Consider the following 21,927-nt stretch of genomic DNA (forward strand, 5'->3'; position numbering starts at 1 on the left):
CCCGGCCCGCGCACCGGTGCACCCTGCCGGAGGCGACGACCGCAACACCGCTCTCCCGCACCGGGAGGGCCGGGGCCGAGGAGGCCGCGATGACCCAGGAAGCCGTGCCCGACGAAACGGTGCCCGCCCAGCCCGCCGCCGGGCAGCCCGGCACGCCGAAGGGCCTGCTGCAGCAGATGGAGGAGCTGATGGCCGCGCTCAACGCCGACCTGTCGCAGCTCGACGCGGACCTGCAGCCGCGTGACGGGCACCCGGCGCCCGCCGGCGCCACCGCGGGCACAACCACCGGAGCGCCCGCCGGCGCATCCGCCGATGCGCCCATCGACGCGCCCATCGATGTGCCCGCTCATGTGCCCGTCGACGCGTCCGTCGACGGAGGGGATGCCCGCTGAGCGCCCGCGCCTCACGCGGCACCGCCTTCCCGCTCGCGCGACGCGAGCCGTCTCTGTAACCAGCGCACTCTGTCGCTCGTCTCGTCGGCGGCGTCTATCGCTTCTATGCACTGCCAGTACATGGCGTCCTCGTCGGAGGAGCAGGCGACCCCCACCAGGGCGATGCCCACTTCCCCGAGGAGCCCGCAGAGCCCGGTCAACGCGCTCCAGGGGTCGCGGACTTCGGTGAGCTGCCCGGCCCGTATCGCTCCGGCGCGCAGCGTTTGACGCAGCGCGCCGGAGGCGCGGGCCCCGGCCTCGCTCAGACTCCCCGCGGCGGCGCGGGCCTCGAAGGGCCCGTGGACCGCGAGGTGGCCGCCGACCGCTCCCGCCAGCGCCTGGGTCTGCCATGCCTCGGTGACGTTGTCGTGGACGGCCCTGGCCTGCGCCAGGGCCGTCCGGGTGGCTCCGATGAGCCGCACTGCGTCCATGACCCGGTCCCCCAACTTCCCGACTGTGCCGTGCCCACACCTTCTCACTACCCAGAGTGATGACTAACCGCCGGAAACGCCAGGGGAATTCAGAAATCTGTGGATACCAGATGGGGTGTGGATAACTCAATCACTCCGGAGAGTGACGATCCGGCGAATCCGGAGTGTCCCGGTCCGGCACCGGGAACCGCCGCTCGTTGCGCTCGATCTTCGCGGCGAGGGCGGCCGCCGCGTCGATGCCCAGCACCTCGCAGAACTGCAGCAGGTACGCCAGCACGTCGGCGACCTCGTCCTCGACCCGCTCGGCCGTCCCCGGCCGGTCCATCACCCGCGCCGACTCCTCCGGCGTCAACCACTGGAAGATCTCGACCAGTTCCGACGCCTCGACGCTGAGCGCCGCGACGAGGTTCTTGGGCGTGTGGTACGGCTGCCAGTGGCGCGCGGCCGCGAAGTCGGCGAGGCGCCGCTGCAGGACGCGCAGCTCGCTTGCGCTCTCGCCGGCCCCGCCGCGCTCTTCCCGGCCTTCTCGATGTTCAGCATTCACCCCCAAGATCTACCACCGAGACCCCCTCGGCCGGAGCATCCCCGTCGCCCGTTCCCCGCACCGTCCCCACCAGCCGCACATGCCCGCGCTCCCCCATCCGTACCGCCAAGGCCGTCAGCTCGCGCGCCTGCCGGGCGTCCAGGCAGCGGTCGAAGTCGTCCGCGAGGACGGTGAGCGCCTGCCGCGCCTGCAGCACCTCGCCGACGGGGTCCATGTCCAGGACTCCGGGTCCGGTCATCAGCACCAGGCAGAGCGCGAGGTAGCGCAACTCACCATCGCCCAGCCGCTCCAGGGGCGTCCCGTCGCCGAGCCTCCGCTCCAGCACGGCCTGCAGGCGGCCGCCGCCCGCCTCCCGTACGCCCAGCCCGTCCACCGGCACGCGGCAGCCGGCCCCCACCGCCGCCACGAGCGCCGCGTGGCGGGTAGCGCACTCGTGACGCGTACGGTCCAGGACCGCGGCGACGTTGTCGCAGGCGCCGCGCAGCAGCCCGTCGTGCGCGGCGGCGGGCAGGCGCATGAGCTCCGGGCGCGGGTCGCAGGCGAAGACCGCGCGCAGGGCCACGACGACCTGCTCGGCGGCGTCGAGGACGAGGCGCTGCCCGGCGGTCTTGCCCGCGACGCGCAGGGGCAGCAGCGCGGTGCCGAGCCGGTCGTCCGGCAGGGGCGCCCGGGTGACGGGAACGGCGCCGGCGGTGTGCCAGGCGGCCTCCACGGCGCGGCGGCCGGGGTCACGAAGTGCCGTCGAGAGAAGCGTGCGGCCGCAGCCCGTCATCCGTTCGCCGACGATGCGGAGTTCGGGCTCGGCCTGCACGGCGACGTCGACCCGTACGGGCCCCACGGGCCCCTCGACGGTGCAGCCGATGCGGAAGCCGCGCCGCCCCTGGGCGTCGGGCCGCGCCTGCTGGGGCACGCACGCGCCGGGGCCGCCGTCGACGAGGGACAGGGCCTCCCCCAGGGCGTCACCGCCGGCCAGCCGCGCGAGCACCTCGTACGCCTGGAGCGCACTGGACTTGCCGGATCCGCTCGGCCCCCGGAAGAGGGTGAGCGGGCCGAGCGCGAAGGCGGCGTTGCGGTGCGACTTGAAGGCGGAGAGCCGTAACTCGGTCACCACGGGCCGCTGCGTACCGGAGGACGCAGGGGAGACTACGGAAGGAATGCCGGAGGGAATGCCGGAAGGAACGTCCGGTCGGGCACAGCGAGTGTCCATGCCCGGACCGTATGTGTCACATAATCAGCCAAACCGTTTCGGCTGATCACTTTTCCTACGATCGGGGTACCCCGATGCCACCTCCGTCCCTTCGGGAGCCAGCAGGAAGACGTTGGTGTCGACCCGGTGCATGCCGCTGCCCAGGCCGAAGACGACTCCGCTGGAGAAGTCGAGGATGCGCTTGGCGACGTCCGTGTCGGCACTGGTGAGGTCCAGCAGCACCGGCACCCGCGCCATCAGGTGCTCGGCGACCTCGCGGGCGTCCGCGAAGACCTGGACCCGCAGCACGACCATGCGCCGCTGGTTCGGATCGGGCTGCTGCTCCTCCTCGGGCAGGGCCCGGTGGTTGGGCCAGGACGGCCATGCGTGGTGACCACGGAGCGGGACGACCTCGGCCAGCCCCTCCCACTGCTCGTCGGTGGCCTCGGACCTGTTCACCGGCTCACCCCTCCGGGGAACGTGCTCGCTATATGCATCCCACAATCCTAGGGACAATCGTCACCCGTCGGGACCAATGACACGCCTGACCGCGGCACGGCCGGTGCGGTCCAGCACGACCCGCTGCCGGATGACAGCTGGACGGGTCAGAGTCGACAGCTTGTGATCACGCGAGGTCCGAGAGGAGCAGGTCCAGGACCGTCTCCTCCTCGACGCGGACTCCGAGCTCGGTGAGGGCAGGTGCCAGGGCGGGGTCCCAGGGGGCCTCGGTGGGTGTGCCCGTCAGGGGCGGCAGCGACGGGGCGGCGGAGGCGGCGGCGCGGTAGTCGGCGGCCGTGTACCTCCAAGGGTGCCAGGGCACGCCGCGCAGCAGCACCGTCGCGATGCGCAGCCCGCCCCAGTCGAAGTCGCCGTGGTAGAGCAGCCTCGTGCCGCCTTCACGGAGGTGGCGCAGGAGCGTGTGGGCGGCGGCGGACGGCTGGCCCTGGAGGCAGACCAGTGGTGGGCAGTCAGCGCCGTGGACGTCGGCGGCGGCCGCCAGGACGGCGGGGTTCTCGCAGATCCGTACCGTCGGCGGTGCTTCTGCAGGTGGCCGGCGGGTGAGTTGCCGGAGGGTGAGCACGCAGGGCTCTCCCGCGTCGGCCATCCAGTCGAGAGCGGTGTCACCGCGCAGGTTCAGGGTGAGGACCGTCGACGACAAGTCGTCGCGCAGCAGTCCTGCCGACGCCCACGCGTCGCGCCGCCATGAGGCTCCGCTGCCACCGGGAAGGCCGGTGAGGGCGCGGACGCCCGACAGCGTGAGGGTGGCCAGGGGTGTTCCGTCGTCCAGCGCGTGTGCGCTGCCCAGCACCCGGGCCGAGAAGGCGGGCAGGGACACCGCGGGAGTGGCCGGGAGTTCACGGAGCACTCGCGCAGTGTCGGCGAGCAGTGTCCGCGCGACGCCGGGGGTGCGGGCGAGACGTCGTACGAGGCCCTCGGTGCGCAGCCGGGCGACCCATGCCGCGAAGTGGGGGCGGTCGTGGCCGAGGGCGTCGAGCGGGGCGTAGGCCTCCCTCCAGGCACGGGACTCGTCGCGGTGGGCCTGGCTGAGGGGGGTGACGGGCCCGGTGAGGGCTGTGACGGCCACGGCGAGGCCGTCGGGGCTGATGCCGGAGCGACGCAGGACGGCGTCCACGGCGTCGAGCCGTACGGACAGGGACCGGCCGCCGCTCGGGGGCCGGCCCAGCAATCGCTCGACGGCAGCTCGCTGGGCTTGGGTGGGGGTGGCCAGTGAGACGGGCCCGGTGAGCGGCTGCTCCCGTTCGAGACGCCGGCGTATGCGCTCGACCAGCCAGGCCAGCTCAGGAGTGCCGAGGAGCCGGTGCAGGCGTTCGGCGTCGACACCGCGGGGCGGCGAGGAGTTCACGCCCACAAGGTCTCCTGACTCTGCGGCCCGGCCGCTTCCCGGCCGTGGACCGGTGCCGGTGCCGATGCCGGTGCCGGTGCCGGTGCCGGGTCCTCGCCTCGCCGCCGTGCGCTGCCGTTCCACTCCCAGCGGGTGACCAGGACCGCCGCCACCCCGTCGACCCGCGAGAGCTGCGCGATGGCGATGCCGGGCACTTGTGGATAACAGGCCCACTCCCGCTCGCTGGTCATCACCACGTCCAGGTCGAAGGCGTGCAGCAGGCCCAGGCACTTGGCGCGCGAGTCGTCGTCGACGCCTGCGAACGCCTCGTCGAGGGTGACCAGTCGGGGGGCGTACGGGCTCCCCGCGCTCGCGTAGTGCGAGGACGCGGCGGCGAACAGGGGCACGGACACGGCGAGGACGCGTTCACCGCCCGAGGCGGGCCCGGTGGCCGGGACCCATCGGCCCTGTTGGTGACGCTCGATGCCGAATTCGTGCCAGGAGCGGTAGTCGAGGGCGGCGGTGAGGTGTTCGAGCCAGCTGCCGGCGGCGTCGCCGGTCTGCTGCTGGGCGATCTGCGCCTGCAGGAACTCGCCGACCGCCATCCGGTCCTCGGGGGTCCAGGCGTCCGCGGACTGGCGCAGGCGTTCGCGCGCGCGGTCGAGACCCGCCGGGGCCTTGCGCGAGGCCCGCCAGACCAGGCGCAGCTTCATGCCCGTCGACGTGGGGCGTTCCTCCAGCTCGGCGTTCATGGCCTGCACCTGCCGTTCGGCCGTGCTGATCATCTCCTGCAGCGTGCCCGCCACCTCGGTGATGAGGTGGGTTTCGAGGATCTCCCGCTCGTGGGCGGACAGGATGCGAGTGAGCTCACGGACCTCTGCGGCGAGCGCCTCGGCGAGTTCGGGCACGGCGCGTTCGCGGCCCTGGTACACGATGTCGACGACCATGCCGTCCTCGACCATGCGGGCGGAGACGGTGTGCCCGTGCCGGGACAGGGCGTCCTGAAGGGACTTGAACTCTTCGCTGAGATGCCGCTGTACGCGTTCCCAAGCGCCGTCGGAGTCATCCGTCCTGGAGAGTTCGGTCTCGACGGAGCGGGCGAGGGCGACGGCGGGGGTGGCCGCCCACGGGCCCTCCTTCAGCGGCGGTACGGCGAGGCCGGGCAGCGCGACCGTGATCAGACCCGTGGTCGCGAACCGCTGGAGGGCCGCGACGGCTTCGGCTCGGGCGGCCGTGGCCTCGGCGAGCCCCCTTTCCAGCTGCTCGATGCGGCCTTCGGCGCGGCTGGCCCGCCGGTCGGCGTCCGTGTGCAGCTCACGGGCACGGCGCTGCTCGGTGCCGCAGTCGCGGAGAGAGCGGGCGGTCTCGGCGAGACGTCGTTCCAGCTCGGCGACGGCTGCGCCGACGGTGGAGCGGAGGGTGGTGTGGCGCTCGTCCGCCACGGCGGCTTCGCGGGCGGCTTCCTCGGCGCGCATCGCCTGCTCCGCGGCCCGCTGCCCCACCTGTTCGGCCTCGTCGTGCTCCTCTTGTGCCTGCCGGGCCGCCTCGGTGCGCTCCCGCAGGGCGGGCCACAGAGCGGCGAAGGCGAGGTCGAGGTCGGTGAGGGCCTGGCGCACGGCGGCGAGCCCGGCCCTGTCGGCGGGCAGGCCCAGGTCGGTCGCGGTCGTGTCCAGTTCGGCCGCGGCCTGCTCGGCCGTCCGGGCGGCCTCGGCGAAGCCGGAGGCCCGTTCGTCGCGTCGGCCACGGTCCCGGCGGACGGTGTCGGCGGCCGCGGACACACGGGCGTACGCCTGCCGGAGCGGGGCCTCGTCAGGGACGGCGGCCAGTTCGGCGTCGAGCTTGCGGCGGCGCACGGCGGCGGCATCCGCCTGGGCGGTCACGGCCGCCGACTCTTCCTGAAGCAGGGCGAGATCGGCCTGCAGGGCGGTGATGCGGGATCGCCGTGCTTGTTCCCGGGCCCCTTCGCCGAGGTATTCGGCTGCGGGTTTGGCCCACCGGCCGGTGAGCGAGCCGACGCGGAACCGCCCGTCAAGTGCTGCCCAGGTGTCCGCGCCCTCTCCCGCCGCCCGGACGGCGCGGGCACTGTCCCCACCCAGCCCGATCGCCGCGAGCAGCCGTTCCACCGCCTCCTCGCCGATCGCTGCGACCCGCTCGTCGCCGTGGTCCACGGCAGGGCGCAGCACGTCGGCCAGCGACGGCCCCGGCACAGGCCCGGCCTGCGGGGCGAGCAGCACATCGTGCGCGTCACCGCCGAGGAGGGAACCGTCAGGGCTCACCCAGGCATCCAGCAGTCCGGATGCCTCCAGCGCCGCTTCCAGGCCGGCGCGGTCGGCGTCCCCCAGCCCCTCGCGGAAGTCGGCCAGCCGCCACAGCGGGGCTCCCGGCGTGCGCTCACGCAGGCCCGGGGTACGGGTGTACGGGGCCTCGGGACCCCGCTGGCCTCCGGCTTCGAGTGCGGCCAGTTCCCGTTCCACGTCCTGGCGGCGGGTGGCGAGCCCGGTCCTGCGGTGCGCCAGGCCGGCCACCTGGTCGGCGAGCTCCGCCGAAGCGCGGTTGTGGGCTCGCGCGGCGTGGGTGCGGGCCGGGCAGGGCCCGTCGAGATGACGCACCCAGTCCTGGACCTCGTCGAGGAGGCCGGCCGGATCCGGGTACGTCAGCTCCCGGCACGTGCGGGCGTGCTCCCGTACCGCGTCCACGAGCTCGTGGCCGGCGGCTGCCGCGGCCTCCTCCGCCCGGTTGTGCTCCGCGGCCGCGAGGGCGAGATCGGCTTCCGCCTCGTCGAGCCGCCCGGCGGCCGCGTGGCGCTCGGCCTTCGCCCTGTCGGCCTCGTTCGCCAAGCCCTCGACATGAGCGAGGGTGCGCCGCCGGCGGTCCGCCGCCGCCTCCGCTTCTTCCCGGGTGGGTTCATCAGGCAGCGGGACGCGGGCGTCCCCGGCCGCCCCCTGGACGCGGCCGAGGACGTCTCCGGCCCGGCGCCGCGCCGCGGCGAGCCGGTTCTCGGCCGCGCCGCGCCGCTCGAGTGCCCGCGTGTGGAGCTGCGCGGCCTGCTCGCGGTCGGCTGCCGCCCGCTCCTGCGCCCGCGCCGAGCGGGCCGCCTCCGCGGCCGCCTGCTCCAGCTCGCGGGCACTGCGCATCTCGGGGCCTTCGCGCAGGGCGGCGTCCTGGGCCCGCAGACGGGCCTCGGCCTCTTCCAGGGCGGCGATCCGTTCTTCCGCCGCCGCCCTGTCCTCCTCCGCACGGGCCTTGTGCGCCTGTTCCTCCGTGAGGTCCCGCTGGAAGCGCTCGTAGCGGGAGTGCTCACTGCGCGGCAGCCGCGCCCGGCGGCGGGTGGCGATGCGGGCGTAGCGCCGGTAGTGGTCCAGGAACGCCGAGGCGGCCTGCTCGGCCTCAGTGGCGGCCCGCAGTTCCTCCCTCTCCTCGTCGAGGGAGCGGAACGACTCGGCCGCATCGGCGATGACCGCCTGGTCCATGGGCGGCAGCGCCTCGGTGAGGGCCCTGGAGAGGGCGGCCTCGTTGGGGCGCTTGGACAGCTGGGGCTGGCGCAGCTGGATGAGCAGGTCGACGAGGGCCGCGTAGCGCTGCTCGCCGAGTCCGAACAGTGCCTCGTCGACGGCCCTTCGGTACGCCTTGGCCTGGTCGTACACCATGCCGTGCCCGGCGATCGCCTCGTTCAGCCGGTCGCGGGACAGGGCGGTGCCCGTGGGGTCGAGCAGGCTGAGCTCCCGGCCGACGCGCTGGTCGGTGACGGCGTACCAGTGACGGGCGATGCCGCGCCCGGCGACGGCCTTGAGGCCGCAGGCGAGGGTACGGAAGTGCTCTTCACCGCTCGTCCCGTCCCGTCGGCCGAATTCGATCCACGTGTAGCCGAGCCGTTCGGAGTGCGGGTGCTCGCCGCCGAGGAGCAGATTCCACTCCATGCGCTTTCCCGGGTCGCCGTCGGGCTCGACACGGCGCGGCGAGAGGTCGCCGTCCAGCAGGAAGGGCAGGGTCAGGGCGAGGACCTTGGACTTTCCGGTGCCGTTGTTGCCGCGCAGCAGGAGGCGTCCGTCCCGGAAGTGGAATTCCTCCACGTCGTAGTGGAAGAGGTCGACGAGTCCGATGCGCAACGGCTGCCAGCGAGTGCGCAGGGGGACGGGCAGGGCGGTCAACTCTGGTTCGCCTTTCTCTGCTGAGGCATACGCGTGGTGCGGGGGGTGCCGGATTCGCGTACGACGGTCTCGCCGACGGCGTACCGGGCGAGGGCCGGGCGTGGCACGACCGTGCCGCCTCGGCGGGATATGAGCGCGAGGGCGGAGAGTTTGGTGAGCGCCTGCTCGACCAGTTCCCCCTCCGCGCCCGGTTCCCTGGCGGCCTTGGCCCAGAAGCCGCCGTGCTCGGCGGCGAGGTCACGGACCTTCTGCTGGAGGTCGCCGGTGGTGACGGGAGAGCCGACTGCCGCGAGGTGTTCGGCGAGCAGGAGGGTGATGTGGCCGTGAGTGCCCTGTTCGGGCATGCGGACATCGGTCAGGTCGTCTTCGGGGTCGACCATGGCGATGCCCTCGGCCCGCACCTCGGCGACGAGTCCGGTCAGTTCCGTGATGCGGGCGATGAGGAAGCCGCGCTGCCGGGTGAGATAGGCCAGTTCTGCGTCCGTCAACTCGTCGTAGTAGAGCACCGGGTCGTCGAGCAGGCGCCGGGTCAGCGAGCGGCGCATCGCGCGGAACCGCAGCTCGTCGCTGTCCAGGGCTGTTTCGGCGACCAGTTCGGCGAGACGGCCCCCAAAGGTGCCGGCATGGACCGTCGAAGGGCCTCGGCGGGTGACGAGCAGGCCGGCCAGCACGCGCCGCTCGACGTCGTACAGGACATCGCCCGCTCCGCTGACATAGGCCTCTTCGTCTCCGGCGACGCGCCGGAGAACGCCGAGCTTCAGCAGGAACCGTACGACCGCGGCGAGGTCGAGACGCTCGTCGCGCCGGTCCAGGGTGAAGTGGATTCCGGTGGCCGTGAGCCGGGGGTCGGCGGCGTCCAGGACGATGTGGTCGGCGAGACGGCCCAGCGCGATCTGCGCCTCGCCTCGTTCAAGGGCGGCCAGGGCGAGGCAGAGCAGGACGTAGCGGCGCCGGGTGAAGGGGGCACCGGCTCGGCCGGCCTCGCGGGCGGGGTGCGCCGGGCCGGCGAGAGTGCCGGGTACCTTCCGCAACCGGGCCGCCTCGGCACCCACTTGGAGGGACCAGCCGGTGTTGCGGTCGAACCACTCCCGCAGTTCCGAAGCGTGACGGCGGATGAGCCGGAAGTCGTCGGAGTGCGGGCCGTGCGCGAGCAGGAGAGGCTGCTTGAGCAGAGCCCGGGCGGCCTTGCGCAAATCGGCGGCGTGCTGCCCGTCCAGCACCTCGGCGAGTGGCGTGCTCATGACCTGCTGTCCTCCTCCGTCAGATCGACGATCTCCACAGCGTGATCGGGGCCCCGGAACGTGCCGCCGGGAGTGGTGATCTCCGCGACCGCGCCGTCGCCGAGCGCCGACAGGCGGATCTCCATCGAGCCGTCATTGCTGGTGGCCGAGGTACGGGTCATGCCGGGCCGCCACGTGGCCAGGGCATCGCCGAGGAGCTGGAGGAAGAGGCCGAAGGCGAGCGGGTCGAGTTCGCCGAGCGCCGAGAGGCGGGTGACACCGCCGGTGGCGAGCCGGGCTCGGGCGGCGGCGATCTCGGCCCCCTGCTTGGCGGCCAGCTCGGCGAGGTGGCGGCGCGCCTCGGAGCGGTCCTCGACCCTGCGGGGCTTGCCGCGCCGTTCGTAACTGCCCGTACGGCGTAACTGCGGGCTGATGCGCAGGGGCTCGGATTCGGCCCACGGCGTGGCGGCGGGGACCGGCCGTGCCGTGCGGGCGGCGAGGGTTTCGGCGTCGACGGTGAGATGGCGGGCGGGGTGGAGCCCGAAAGCGGTCCGCCACAGACCGTGCCGGGCGTCGTCGTCGGGCGCCTCGGCGAACCAGCGAGCCAGCGTCCGGAAGTCGGCGGAACGGTCGGAGCGCCCGGCTCTGCGCTCGTTGAGCGACCGTACGACCGCCAGGAGCTGAGGAATCGCCCCGAGGGCCCGTCCTCGCAGCAGCCGGGCCTGCGACTCGCGCCCGTCCCGGCTGATGAACCACGCCGCAAGCCCCTCCCAACGCCCCGACCACCGCGTGTACGCCTCACGCTCCGCGTGCGCCGCGTCCTCCGGAGAGGCGTCGGCGGCCTCGCGGGCAGCGGCGGTCCGGAGCAGCGGCACGACGAAGCCGGCGTCCTCCAGCTCCAGGATCAGCTGGGCGATACGCCCGCCGAGGGTGATCAAGTCCTGGATGAACCGCTCCAGATACTGGATGAGCCGGTCCTTGTAGGCGAGGAACACCTCCTCCTCGACGTCGTGCAGGTCGATGGTGCGCTGCAGGGAGCCCATGAAAGCGCGAGCATTCTCGGCGAGGGCCGCGAACCTGCTGGTCAGCACGTCGAGCGCGAGGTACGTCTTGGCCGGGTCCAGTTCGTCCCCGGCTCCCAGGACGAGCAGGGCACGCAGCTGGGTGACGATGTCGTGCAGGGCGACCGCCTGCAGCGCTCCGCGCCGGCCGAGCGCCTCGTCGTACGCGGACAACGCCTCCTCCGCAGCCTCCCCCGCCCGGGTGAGCTGATACACGAACCTCTTGCGGTAGAAGTCCTCGACGGCGGTGACCCGCGCGGTATCGGGATCGGCTCGCAGGTTCCCCCACTCGACGAGGCTGTCGAGCGCCTTGACCACGGTCTCGAGCTCGGCCGGACGCTCCCCGGCCGGCAGAGCGGCGTGCACGTCCTCGGGCCGCAGGTGCACCGCGAACCGCTCCTTGGCGGCGAGGAACGCCCGCATCGTCCGCCGGTAGAGGGCGGCGTTGGGCACGGTGAGATGCGTGAACGGGGCGTATCCGGTGGAGGTGAAGGCCGGATTCTCAGGCGTGGGAGTCATCGCCCGGTCATTCTGTCCGACGAATGCCGTCCTCGACGGGAAATGCCGGGGAACTCACAGTTCCCGACTGGCTGCGTACCGCTCCGTCGTCGGCGGTCGGCTCGTGGAGACCGTGCAGGAGGTGAGCCTCCGAAGACCGCGGTGCACGAAGCACCGACGCCGTTGCGGCTACTGCCCTGGAGATGCGGCCGGAAGCGCACCCAGCCACGGTTGCCAACAGTGGTGAAGTACACGGCGAGCCAATCACCCGTTCAGGACGATGGTGGCAGCCATCGTGCCGCCTGCTCTCGGCTGACCCGGTCGGCGTCGACATACCACTGGCGCCTTTCCTTGTCCCAACGAGCGCCGATCGACTGCTTGGCCTCATCCTTCTCTGCATACGGGACGTTCAAGTACAGCCGCTTCTCGTTGTGTGCTGCCTCTCCGCCCATTGTCCTGGAGGGCCTGGGGTTCCACGCCTTCCGCTCCTTGCGTGCACGCTCAATAACGCGGCCCACACGCTCACACGCAGCAGGGTCCGTGAGCCGCATCATCAGGTCAGTCGGACCCGCATTCGCCAGCAGGTTGAGGGAGCCGTGCCAGAGCACGGCACCGTCAAGGATGAGGACCTTCTCGTGCATGCGCTCACGGAACTCCACCCGGCAGCCGACTCCCCGCAGTTCATTGACCAGGCCTTGGACTCGTTGGGCTGCCGCATCCGTGGTCTGTTCTTCAGGGGCCCGAGTCCGGACGATCACGTCAACACCATCGGTGATCCGCTTGGCGAGCTGTGCCGACCAGCTGCGCACAGGCCGCGGGTCGAGGAACGGACAGTAAATCTCGATGCTTCGAGCGGCCCTGTCAATATCCCAACCCACCGCCCTGGCTACCTCGTCAGCTGGGAAGAAGGCGGGCCGGGCCAGCTCTTCCTCCGTGAGGGAGGCGAGCTGGGCAGCTTCACGGACGGGGATGAGCTGGTCGACCGACAGGCATTGGGCATGTGCCTCGAGGTGGTCGAGCATGCGCCGCGCCTCACTCCCTGCCGGCAGATGCCGACGAAGGTGCTCGACGTCCGCGAGAACGATGAGGTGGTCCTGAGCACGGCTGAGGGCGACATTGAGCAGGCGACAGGTGTGCGAGGACAAGCCCGTGCCTTGGAAGAAGTATCCGGGCGTCGTACCGGCACCCGCCGTGGTATCGAGGATGACGATGGGGCGCTGGCTTCCCTGGAAACGGTGCACCGTGTCCACCAGCCCCTCGAACTGCTCGCCGAACCGGTAGGCGAGGCTGGCCTTGAGCGCCTTCACTTGTGCCCGATACGGGGCGATGACGGCAAGGCGGTCAGTGGCCCGCTCCCCCGCCGGCACCTCCTCCCACTTCCGACCGGGCAATACACCTTCGTATTGCAGACCGCGGATCAGCTCATGAACGGCTGCCTCGTGCACGGTGTTGGTGAGGTGATCCCGACCGGGGATGCGCTGACGCGAAGTGTCGATCAAGATCAACGGCGCGTCCACCAGGGAGTTGAAGGGGATCCGGGAGCCATCTTTACGGCCGGTCTGCAAGGGAGCGTCGGGATAGGCGACGGTGTTCACAAGGTCGCAGATCGCGCTGCGCATCCGGTACTGCGTGTCCAGCGCCACGAGCCGGGCGTCACGGGCCACGGAACCGCCGGCAGTGACGAGTCCGGCCGTGTGGAACACGTCCTGCGCCGTCCACTGCCGGGCGTGCTCCCGCTCAGCGGGAGTTGCCTTGCGGTCATTGTCCCCCTTTGTTACGGCAGGCAGTTGCCGAAAGTCGCCTGCCACCACGATACGCTTGCCGGCCAGGCCCGCCGCATACCAGGCTGATGGCAGATCGGCCATCCCCGCCTCGTCGATGACGACGACGTCCACACGGTCGAGCAGCTTCCGCGACTGCACGGCCTTGGCGATCGTCGCACCGAGCACCCGGCACTTCGCACGGACGACAGTCTCTGTCTGCTTGCGCTGCTCCTCGAGTCCGCCGATCTGTTGCTGAATGTGCTCGGCTTGAGCGGTAAGGGCCTGGCGGTCGGGCAGGCCGGCGAGCTTTGGCAACTCGATCGACAGCGCCTCCCTGATGCGCGTGATACCGGCAGTGGCACGACGCAGATCACGGTCGGCTGCGGCCAGACCCGTAGTCGCCTGCTGGACCTGGATCGTGGCCTCGTGGAGAGCCGCCCGCGCTTTGTCGAGCTGGGCCTGCTTCCGGGCCGCGAACATCCCGCGTGGCATCCCGGCCTTCGCGATGACATTCTCGTGAACGGATATTCGAGAGCGAGCCGCACTCTGCGCGTCGGCATGTGCCCTCCTCGCCTTTGCGGCATCGGTATGGGCCTGCTGCGCTGAAATGAGATCCGCTCGCAGACCCTCTACCTTGTCATATACGGCGATGCCCTCGTGTGCGGTGCGCAGAGCAACCGCCAGCTGGGTGAGAGAGTCATCGATACGGGCTGTCAGCCGCGCCGTGATGCGCTCGGTGTCGACCTGTTCTCCGAACTTGTCCCGGAGCGAGGCAACGGTGATCTCGCCGGCGCGCTGGACGAGCCCGTCATCAAATCTCTCCTCCCCGTGGAGCAGTTCACAGATCCGCTCAAGAGCCTGGTCCACGGCGACCTTGGTGGGTGCGAGGAAAAGAACGGACAGGTCCTGGCGGTAGCTGCCTTCGACGATGTGCCCGACAACATCTGTCTTGCCGGTACCCGGCGGCCCCCATAGGAACAGCACATCACTGGTGAGTGCCTGCCCAACCGCCTGACGCTGACGCGGATTCAGCTGGAGAGAGTCCCAGTTCGCCACCCACCCTGCGACGTTTCCCGATCCGCCAAGGTTCGGCCTGCCCCGACCGAGCATCCAGCTCGCACTCTCCGCCCGAACCGGGTGCTGCGGCTGTCCCACCTTTTCCAGCCGCTCCGCAAGGGTCCGCCATGAAGCGGCTTCATCCTCACGGACCTGAACATGGGCCGGTGCTCCGCCGAGGTCCGCCGAAGTGACAACCCGCACCCTGCCTTCGGGCATACGTGACACCTCGGCTCGGGCCCACTCGCCACTGGAGCGTGACGGACGGAGCAGTGCCGGCTTGCCGTCCAACGCGTCCAGCCACTTTTTGCAGTCGAAGACGTACTCGTGCCTGCCTTCCGCGGCTGAGATCCTGCGTCCCGCGGAAAGGGACACCTTCGCGCCGTCCTTGCCGTTACTGCGCAGCTCCGCGGCGATCTCCAGACGCACCGCCGTGAGCAGTTCCCTCACCGGATACGGCAGCGCCGTCTCCTCGGTCATTGCCGCCCCCCCTTGTGGCTCCGCTGTCACGGCACCCTATGCCGCTCGCGCCGAGCACGGCGACTGTTGGCGAGATCATCAGAGAACGACCAGCCCTGGCCCCCACAAAAAGCCGATGACCGGCTCCGCGCAACCATGCCCCGTCAGCCATTCCTGCTGCTCGGCGTGGGGTGCAGTCGAGAGCGTGGCGGGCGAGCCGGCGTGGGCTGTGGTGACGCTGATCGTCACCGTGAATCCCTTCTCTGGCCTGCGGATTTCCGGACACCTGTACGTTGACATGGATGGCGAGCAGGTCTCCATTCCGATCGCACCGATCGCCGCCTGCCGTAGGCGAACTGGGATTAGCGGGGCATGTCCGGCGGATCACGCGGCTGCCTCATGCTGACTCGCTGCCCAGGTCATGGGGCGGGTGATCGACAAGGTGCATATCCGGGAGCAAGCCAGCGGCCGGCACCGCGAGGTCGCCTCAGGCATCACCAACAGGGCGGAGGTCCGGTTGCGGTGGCGGCCGGACAACAGCCGGTGAGCCTCTTCCCCGTCTCGGAGCACTAGCGGCGTCCACTCACAGAAGCGTGCACATGGGGCCGAGTGGCCAACGCGATCCCCGCCAACACGGCAGTGCAGGCCATCGATGCCGCTGCCGTCACTCGAACCCCCTGCGGCACGTCATCTACTGCTTTACGCTCTCCGTCTTCCATGACACATACGGTGCGCAGGGTGAGGAACTGGACGTCATACCCCACCGCCCCCTTCAACTGAGCCCGGCACGGGTGGTTGTAGGGGAACGGAGCCGAGTCCGCCCCGCCGTCCTGCGCCACAGCCACGGTCGACATCAGATCGATGGCCCCCAACGAGTAGGAAGCAGTAGTCGTGGCTGCGCAGGCAAAGGTTGCAGCAACGACCACACGGCGCCATCCGGCCCAGTGCCTGTTCCCCGGCAAGGCAACTTTGAGGGATCGAAGCAGGAAGAACATGACCAACGCGATGGCGGCAAGAAATGCCACCGGTATGAGGAGGATCATGACGGCCTTCTCTCCTGAGCTCGGCTGCTCACGGGCATCCGGCCCGCGTCCAACCGAGTCCGGCGTCAACTATCAGGTCGACCAAAGCAGTTAATGTACCGCCACACACGCCCCTGAGCAGCTGCGGTCACCTGCTCAGGACGACCCAGCCAGTTCCTGGAGCCCGTGTAAACCGACTGAAGAGAGTCGAATGGCTGGAGAGAGCCTTCTCCGCGTGAACCGCGATCATCACAACGCGCCGAGCGCGCTGCCCAATTACGGATTCCACAGCGCGCTCGGCTCATATCGCGACTGGTAGGAACGAACCCCAGCTCCGTTCATGCGGTAGATGGTGATCGCGCTCAGGAGCTGTGACTTGACCTCCGACGTGCGCTGCCGCTCTGCATCCTCAACTCCAGCAATTCTTGAAGGACGCCGATGCCAGTCCGGACCACTCGGTTCGGCTCCAGCGGACTGGGTACGGTGAGGCTGCCAATGTCTCGGCGTTGACCTCCTGGCCGTGCAGGGACACGTGCGCCTCGGCGTTGATGGCCTCACAATGAATGCGCTCGGCCACCTCATCGAGCAGTCCACGGTTCCGCAAGCCGGATCGTGGACCGTGCGTAGCACTCCAGGCAGCGCGAGCTCATGCTGATCGGGCCGCACCAGCAGTGCGGACTCAGTCGGCCGACGTCACGGGGGGGGAACGTGCTCGTCGATGCCGGCGCCTCCTTTTTGTTCGGCAGAGCGCCGCACGAGGCACTCGAACACGAACCCCATGTCGTCAGCAGAGAGGGTGGCCCCCAGTTCCAGTGAAAGGAACCGGTCGACGACCTCGCACAACAACCCGGCGTGGTGCAATCGTTCGATGGTTCGATCGGGCTCGAAGCGTCGGAACACTTCCCCGACATTCTGAAATTAAGTCGTGTACATATCAACGCAACAACATGCCGAGTTGCTCGGAGAGGCGAGACGTCTAGCACCTCCTGGCGTGTGGGTGCGAGCAGGCAATCGAGACGTCGCAGCACGGTCCACGGCAAGCGGGCCGTCACGGTGACGCCCTCCGCGTAGGATCCATTGGCTGTGTGAAGATCGGCCTTCAGTGCGGGAGGGGCCGACTGGCCGGAGGGGAATGCCATGGTCGCTCCCCCCCCCCGGCAGCCGGTGGCGCATGAACACCGCTCCGACATCGCCGCGTCAGCCATCGCTGCGGCACAAAGGCATAACGTCACCGTGTACGGCGATACGATCACCGACCCGCAACCCATCGCTTCATCCGTACATGCATCGACTCGGCGCCGCCACGGCTGAAAATCACCCTGCCCCGCCTGGCTGAATCCTTTCGCCGTGCACTCCTCCCCGGCCCCTCGCCGCCCGGTCTGGGCTGCAGAGCCTCTACCGGAGCAAGCTCAGGCCGCCCTCGGCGTCAGTATCACCCTTTAAGATTCATCCGAGCGTTGAGCCGGGCTTCCTGACGCACTGACAGGAATGCGGCAGACACACACGCGCACAAACAGTCACAGGCGGGGGGCCGCATGCTGGAAGGCCGGTGGACGACGGTCACCGAGTCCGAGTATGAGCACGAGCGCCGCGGTCTTGAGGCGATCCGCAGGCGCCTACCGGACGAGGAGCCGTGGCGCGCCTGGGCGAACTTCCAGTTCACCGCGAACAGCGGGCACGTCCGTGAGGTCGATCTTCTGGTCGTAGCGCCGGCCGGAGTGTTCCTGGTCGAGCTCAAGGATTGGCACGGCTCGGTCCAGGGCGGCGGCAACGACTGGGTGCAGACCACACCGGGTGGGACCAGCCGTCGGCACGGTAACCCGCTGCACCTGTCGAACCGGAAGGCCAAGGAGCTGTCGGGGCTGGTCAACGGTGTCTCCGGTCGGCCTGCGGACCGAACGAAGATCTGGGTGGGTGAAGCGGTCTGCTTCACCGACGACACACTTCGGGTGAACCTTCCGGCCGCCGATATGAACGGCGTGTTCACGGTCAAACAGCTCGTGGAGATGCTGGCCGTACCGCCGGGAAACGCCCGGTACCAGACCACAGCCGCGACGTCCCGCCTTGTCGATACGGCCCTGAAGAAGCTCCGTATCGCGCCGATCCGCCGCCAGTACGAGGTGGGCTCCTACCTCCTGGAGGCGAAGGCGTTCGACTCAGGGCCCACCTGGGCTGACTATCTGGGCCGCCATTCCCAGCTGCACGATCTGGCGCGGGTGCGGGTGTTCCTCAGCGAGCGTGGCGCCTCCGACGACGAGCGGCGCTCGGTGGAGCGAGCCGCCGCCCGCGAAGCGTCGGTACTGAGCCGGTTTCGTCATCCGGGCGCAGTGCAGCTGAAGAACTATCTGCCTTCGGGGCATCCCGCCGGGCCCGCGATCCTCTTCGACTACCACCCGGAGACACTGCGCCTGGACGACTACCTGGTCCAGCACGGGGACGGCCTGGACCTGAAGGCTCGCCTCGCTCTGGTGCGGCAGCTTGCCGAGACAGTGCGCTCCGCGCACTCCCGGCGGGTCCACCACCGCACGCTGTCGGCGCACGCGGTGCATGTGATTCCGCGTGACCGCGGCCCACGCGGGCGGGAGCTCAGCGAAGAACAGCGCTGGCTGCGCCCGTGGCCGCAGATCGCGGACTGGCAGATCGCCACCGGGGAAAGCACCAGCCTCGGTCGGCCGCTGACCTTGGCTCCCACCAACGTGTCGGGGTTCCATATCGCGGAGCAGGCCGATCCGTATCTGGCTCCGGAACTGAAGATCCCGAAGGCCGATCCGGTGCGTCTCGATGTGTACGGGCTCGGCGTTCTCACGTACCTGTTGGTCACCGGGCAGGCACCGGGCGCGAGCCAGAGCGAGGTCATGGCACGCCTGGAGGCCGGCGAGAGTCTGCGTCCGAGCGCGCTGGTCGACGGTCTCCATCCGGACGTCGACGATCTGGTGGAAGCGTCCACTGCCTACGAACCCGGTCGGCGTCTGTCCACGGTTGACGATTTCCTGGAAATGCTGGAGTACGTCGAGGAGGCGTTCGTCGAGGAGGTCCCAGGAGGCAGGAATACGGCTGCAGGTGCAGGCGGGGACGGCGGTTCGGCCACAGCCGGGGCCGAGGAGCGGTCCGAGCCGGAGAAGGATCCGCTGGAGGCGGTGGCAGGGGATGTGCTGGCCGGGCGCTGGGAAGTCGTACGCCGGCTTGGTACGGGCTCGACTGCCCGGGCATTCCTGGTGCGGGACCTGGAGGGCGAGCCGCGGCGTAGCGGCGCCCTGCCGATGGCGGTGCTGAAGGTTGCGCTGAGCGAGGCCAAGCACGCAGTCCTGGACCGAGAGGCGGAGGTCCTGGGCCGTATCCACCGGGACTCCAGCATCATCTCGCTGTACGAGCCCGAGCCGCTCACGCTGGCCGGGCGCCGGGTCCTGGTGCTGGAGTACGTGGGCGACAGTCGGGAGCTGAAGGACCAGGACGGTGGGACGGTCAAGGGGCCACGCCGCCGTGAGGACACCGTCGCTCGCCAGCTGCGGGACAACGGCCGCCTTGGCATGGACCAGCTGGAGGCGTACGGGAAGTACCTGTTCGGCGCGGTGGAGCACCTGGAGGCGGAGGGGATCTGGCACCGGGACCTGAAACCGGACAACATCGCGATCCGGATCCGCCCCAACGGCACCCGGCAGCTGGTGCTGATCGACTTCTCGCTCGCCGGATATCCGGCGAAGGAGATCGAGGCAGGCACCGAGGGCTATCTCGACCCCTTCGTAGGGATCATCACGCGCGGCTCGTACGACGGGCACGCCGAGCGGTACGCGCTGGCCGTGACGCTGCACGAGATGGCGTCGAACGAGCTACCCCGCTGGGGCGACGGCTCAGTCACGGCCCGGCAGACGGATGCGAAGGAGTGGCCGTACCCGCAGCTTGCGGCCGACGCCTTCGAACCGGCCGTACGGGACGGCCTGGTGGCTTTCTTTCGTAAGGCCCTGGCCCGGGACGTGAGGGATCGCTTCCCGGATCTGAAGCCAATGGAGCGTGCCTGGCAGAAGATCTTCCTGGACGCACAGCAGACGACGGCACCGAGCACCGGTCACGGTGAGAAGTCGGGGCGCGGTACGAAGAGCGGCGCGGCCGCGGTTGCCGAGTCCACGGCGGACCCGCGGATCGGTCGGGAAGATGACGACGTCTCCGCCGAGCAGGTCCGCGACCAGCAGGCCGAGCGCGCCGACCGGAAGACGCCTCTGTCGGTGGCCGGTCTGACGGTCGCGGCGCAGTCGCAGCTGTTCGCGATGGGACTGAACACAGTCGGAGACGTTCTCGAGTACTCGGCGAAAAAGTTCCTCACTGCGCCGGGCATGGGTTCGCGCACCCGGGAGGAGATCCAGCGTCGTCAGAAGGAGTGGAACGCACGCCTGGGCAAGCCGGCTCCTGCGCCGCTCAGTGCGGAGGCCCGCAAGGCGGCAGGCCAGGAGCTCTCTGAGCTGGAACGGGCGGTCGCGGAGTCGATCGCCGCAGCCGACGGGGATGTCGCCGACCCGCAGGTGCTGCGCAGCCTGAGCCTGGACGCGCTCGCCGCCCGACTGGTGGCGCAGCCGTCCACCGGTAGCGCCCGCTCCAATGTCAAGGAGCGTGAGGTAATCCGACTGCTGCTGCGGCTGCCCGACGAGGCGGGCACGCTGCCCGGGGGCCTGGCATGGGTCCGGCAACGGGACGTCGCCGATGCAGTGGGTCTCACCGCGGGCCGAATCCCGCAGATCGTGAAGAATGCACGCGAACGCTGGTACAAGAACCCCGCCCTCGCGCTGCTGCGTGAGCAAGTGGTGGAGATCCTCGCCGAGCGCGGACGGGTGGCTCCAGTGATCGAGCTCGCCGACGCGCTCATCGCCCGGCGCGGCACCCAGCACGTCGAGCGGCGCGACCGTCGCGCGCTCGCCTTGTCGCTGCTGCGTGCGGTGGTGGAGCGCGAGAGTTACAACAATGAGTCCCCGCCCCTCTTCCGCTACTTCCACGCTCGGATGCCTAAGGGCGCCGATCCGGTACTCGGTCTGCTCGCCCTGGATGTCCGGGAGGAGGTGGACGGCCCGGACACCCCGGCGCTGCCTGCCCTGCAGGAATACGCGCTGAACCTGGGCGTGCGGGCCGACCGGCTCGCGGCACTCGAGTCCCTGCCGACGGCGAGCACGGTCCTCACCGAGCTGGACGCGGTGCGACGGCCGCCGGGCAGCCTGGGCTGGGACGAGCGACGCACCGCCGAGATCGCGGTTGCCGCATCCACCCGGGCCGCGCTCACCCCGCGCCTGGAGATCTACCCGCGCGACTTGGACCTGGTGCGTGCGCTGCGGATCACCCAGGCTGGTGTGGTCGCCGTGCAGCCGGGCGTCGAGGAAGAGCGGCAGCCTGGCCTGACGGTGGACGCCCTGCACAAGCGGGTCGCCACCCGCTTCCCCGACCTGGGCACCGATCCGCTGGCGCCGCGCGAGCTGCCCACGGGCAGCGCCCTGGTCCGCGACTTGAAGCAGGCCGGCTTCGAGCTGAAGCTGGCGACCCGCTACGACAAGGTACTCCGGCTCGTCCCGGACCGCCCGTACGGAGACACCACCGCCGGGCTCACCTCGGCGAGCTGGGGCGCCTCGGCAGCGCGCCGCTCTGCTCCCACCCAGTACGACGCAGACGCGGCCGTCGCCGCCGCCGTCAAGGCCGAGCAGCGGCTCGCGCACTCGGCACGGCAGGACGGCTTCCGGCTCCTGACCGTGCCCCAGCGGCGTGCCGAGGATGCGGTGCGGTGGCTGGCCGACGAGCCGTACGGGGCTCGGCCGGTGTCGCTGACCGGACTGTTCGTGGACGAACTGCGCGGAGTGGTCAGCGAGGCGGCCCGCCCGACCTGGGAGACCGTCCTCAAGGCGGACGCCGCCGAGCCGGGCAGCCGGGCCCACCAGCAACTGCGCATCCGCACCGACAAGGCGTGGGGGCGGATCGAGCCGAGGCTGAGGGAGCGGCTGGCGGAGGCGTCTGGCCCGCTGCTCCTCACCGACACAGCGGTTCTGGCCCGGTACGACGCGCTCGACCTGCTCGGGCGGCTCGCGGAGGAGGCTCGGCAGGGCGGCAGCCCACTGTGGCTGCTCGTCGCGCAGTCCGATCCGGCGCGGGCGCCGCGGCTGGCCGGACAGAGCGTTCCGTACCAGGCGGGGTTCGACGAGTGGATCGCCGTGCCGGACGCCTGGGTCTCACGCAAGCACCTCGCGCCGAACGCCTGATTTGTGTCCCCTTTGTGTCCCCCTGCTGACCTTGCCTT

Annotated in this window: 14 protein-coding genes; 2 read left to right on the top strand and 12 right to left on the bottom strand. The window is 70.5% G+C overall.

Features of this window, described 5'->3' with window-relative positions:
* The first annotated feature begins 89 nt into the window (after positions 1 to 89).
* On the top strand, positions 90 to 392 hold the full coding sequence (locus ACOTKD_RS21465; RefSeq protein ID WP_424890610.1) for a hypothetical protein: 303 nt from the start codon (positions 90 to 92) through the stop codon (positions 390 to 392).
* Positions 393 to 403: 11 nt separating this feature from the next.
* Here ACOTKD_RS21465 and ACOTKD_RS21470 read toward each other — a convergent pair whose 3' ends face one another.
* The 12 genes from ACOTKD_RS21470 to ACOTKD_RS21525 form a co-directional block, all read right to left on the bottom strand.
* Complete coding sequence (locus ACOTKD_RS21470) at positions 404 to 862, bottom strand: DUF6099 family protein (protein ID WP_424890611.1); 459 nt, start codon at positions 860 to 862, stop codon at positions 404 to 406.
* Positions 863 to 992: 130 nt separating this feature from the next.
* The gene (locus ACOTKD_RS21475) at positions 993 to 1,343 is read right to left on the bottom strand and encodes a nucleotide pyrophosphohydrolase (protein ID WP_424890769.1); all 351 of its coding nucleotides are present in this window, start codon (positions 1,341 to 1,343) and stop codon (positions 993 to 995) included.
* Between the two features lie 52 nt (positions 1,344 to 1,395).
* Positions 1,396 to 2,613, bottom strand: a complete 1,218-nt coding sequence (locus ACOTKD_RS21480; RefSeq protein ID WP_424890612.1) for an ATP-binding protein — start codon at positions 2,611 to 2,613, stop codon at positions 1,396 to 1,398.
* Positions 2,614 to 2,637: 24 nt separating this feature from the next.
* Complete coding sequence (locus ACOTKD_RS21485; RefSeq protein WP_424890613.1) at positions 2,638 to 3,051, bottom strand: cell division protein SepF; 414 nt, start codon at positions 3,049 to 3,051, stop codon at positions 2,638 to 2,640.
* Positions 3,052 to 3,217: 166 nt separating this feature from the next.
* Positions 3,218 to 4,456, bottom strand: coding sequence for a TIGR02679 family protein (locus ACOTKD_RS21490; RefSeq protein ID WP_424890614.1), 1,239 nt, complete (start codon positions 4,454 to 4,456; stop codon positions 3,218 to 3,220).
* Positions 4,453 to 8,583 (bottom strand): TIGR02680 family protein, encoded by a 4,131-nt coding sequence (locus ACOTKD_RS21495; RefSeq protein ID WP_424890615.1) that lies wholly within the window; start codon positions 8,581 to 8,583, stop codon positions 4,453 to 4,455. Before ACOTKD_RS21495 ends, ACOTKD_RS21490 begins: the two co-directional genes overlap by 4 nt.
* Complete coding sequence (locus tag ACOTKD_RS21500) at positions 8,580 to 9,824, bottom strand: TIGR02678 family protein (protein ID WP_424890616.1); 1,245 nt, start codon at positions 9,822 to 9,824, stop codon at positions 8,580 to 8,582. The genes ACOTKD_RS21495 and ACOTKD_RS21500 overlap by 4 nt, the downstream gene beginning before the upstream one ends.
* Entirely contained in the window at positions 9,821 to 11,383 is a 1,563-nt protein-coding gene (locus tag ACOTKD_RS21505; RefSeq protein ID WP_424890617.1) for a TIGR02677 family protein, read from the bottom strand. Before ACOTKD_RS21505 ends, ACOTKD_RS21500 begins: the two co-directional genes overlap by 4 nt.
* Positions 11,384 to 11,634: 251 nt before the next feature.
* The gene (locus tag ACOTKD_RS21510; RefSeq protein ID WP_424890618.1) at positions 11,635 to 14,661 is read right to left on the bottom strand and encodes an AAA domain-containing protein; all 3,027 of its coding nucleotides are present in this window, start codon (positions 14,659 to 14,661) and stop codon (positions 11,635 to 11,637) included.
* A gap of 78 nt (positions 14,662 to 14,739) precedes the next feature.
* A complete protein-coding gene (locus tag ACOTKD_RS21515; RefSeq protein ID WP_424890619.1) occupies positions 14,740 to 14,889 on the bottom strand; it encodes a hypothetical protein in 150 nt (49 codons plus the stop codon).
* Between the two features lie 320 nt (positions 14,890 to 15,209).
* On the bottom strand, positions 15,210 to 15,683 hold the full coding sequence (locus ACOTKD_RS21520) for a hypothetical protein (RefSeq protein WP_424890620.1): 474 nt from the start codon (positions 15,681 to 15,683) through the stop codon (positions 15,210 to 15,212).
* A 672-nt stretch (positions 15,684 to 16,355) separates the two neighbouring features.
* The gene (locus ACOTKD_RS21525; RefSeq protein WP_424890621.1) at positions 16,356 to 16,562 is read right to left on the bottom strand and encodes a hypothetical protein; all 207 of its coding nucleotides are present in this window, start codon (positions 16,560 to 16,562) and stop codon (positions 16,356 to 16,358) included.
* Between the two features lie 635 nt (positions 16,563 to 17,197).
* Between ACOTKD_RS21525 and pglW the strand changes: the two genes are divergently transcribed.
* The gene (gene pglW, locus ACOTKD_RS21530) at positions 17,198 to 21,889 is read left to right on the top strand and encodes a BREX system serine/threonine kinase PglW (RefSeq protein WP_424890622.1); all 4,692 of its coding nucleotides are present in this window, start codon (positions 17,198 to 17,200) and stop codon (positions 21,887 to 21,889) included.
* The last annotated feature ends 38 nt before the right edge of the window (positions 21,890 to 21,927 follow it).

The organism is Streptomyces sp. XH2, from assembly GCF_049725035.1.
In the GTDB taxonomy this organism is placed as follows: Bacteria; Actinomycetota; Actinomycetes; order Streptomycetales; family Streptomycetaceae; genus Streptomyces; species Streptomyces roseoverticillatus.

Excerpts from the sequence above, each read along its gene's own strand:
- ACOTKD_RS21465 (WP_424890610.1), top strand. The coding sequence starts at position 90 with ATGACCCAGGAAGCCGTGCCCGACGAAACGGTGCCCGCCCAGCCCGCC.
- ACOTKD_RS21470 (WP_424890611.1), bottom strand. The coding sequence starts at position 862 with ATGGACGCAGTGCGGCTCATCGGAGCCACCCGGACGGCCCTGGCGCAG.
- ACOTKD_RS21480 (WP_424890612.1), bottom strand. The coding sequence starts at position 2,613 with ATGGACACTCGCTGTGCCCGACCGGACGTTCCTTCCGGCATTCCCTCC.
- ACOTKD_RS21500 (WP_424890616.1), bottom strand. The coding sequence starts at position 9,824 with ATGAGCACGCCACTCGCCGAGGTGCTGGACGGGCAGCACGCCGCCGAT.
- ACOTKD_RS21505 (WP_424890617.1), bottom strand. The coding sequence starts at position 11,383 with ATGACTCCCACGCCTGAGAATCCGGCCTTCACCTCCACCGGATACGCC.
- ACOTKD_RS21510 (WP_424890618.1), bottom strand. The coding sequence starts at position 14,661 with ATGACCGAGGAGACGGCGCTGCCGTATCCGGTGAGGGAACTGCTCACG.
- ACOTKD_RS21520 (WP_424890620.1), bottom strand. The coding sequence starts at position 15,683 with ATGATCCTCCTCATACCGGTGGCATTTCTTGCCGCCATCGCGTTGGTC.
- pglW (WP_424890622.1), top strand. The coding sequence starts at position 17,198 with ATGCTGGAAGGCCGGTGGACGACGGTCACCGAGTCCGAGTATGAGCAC.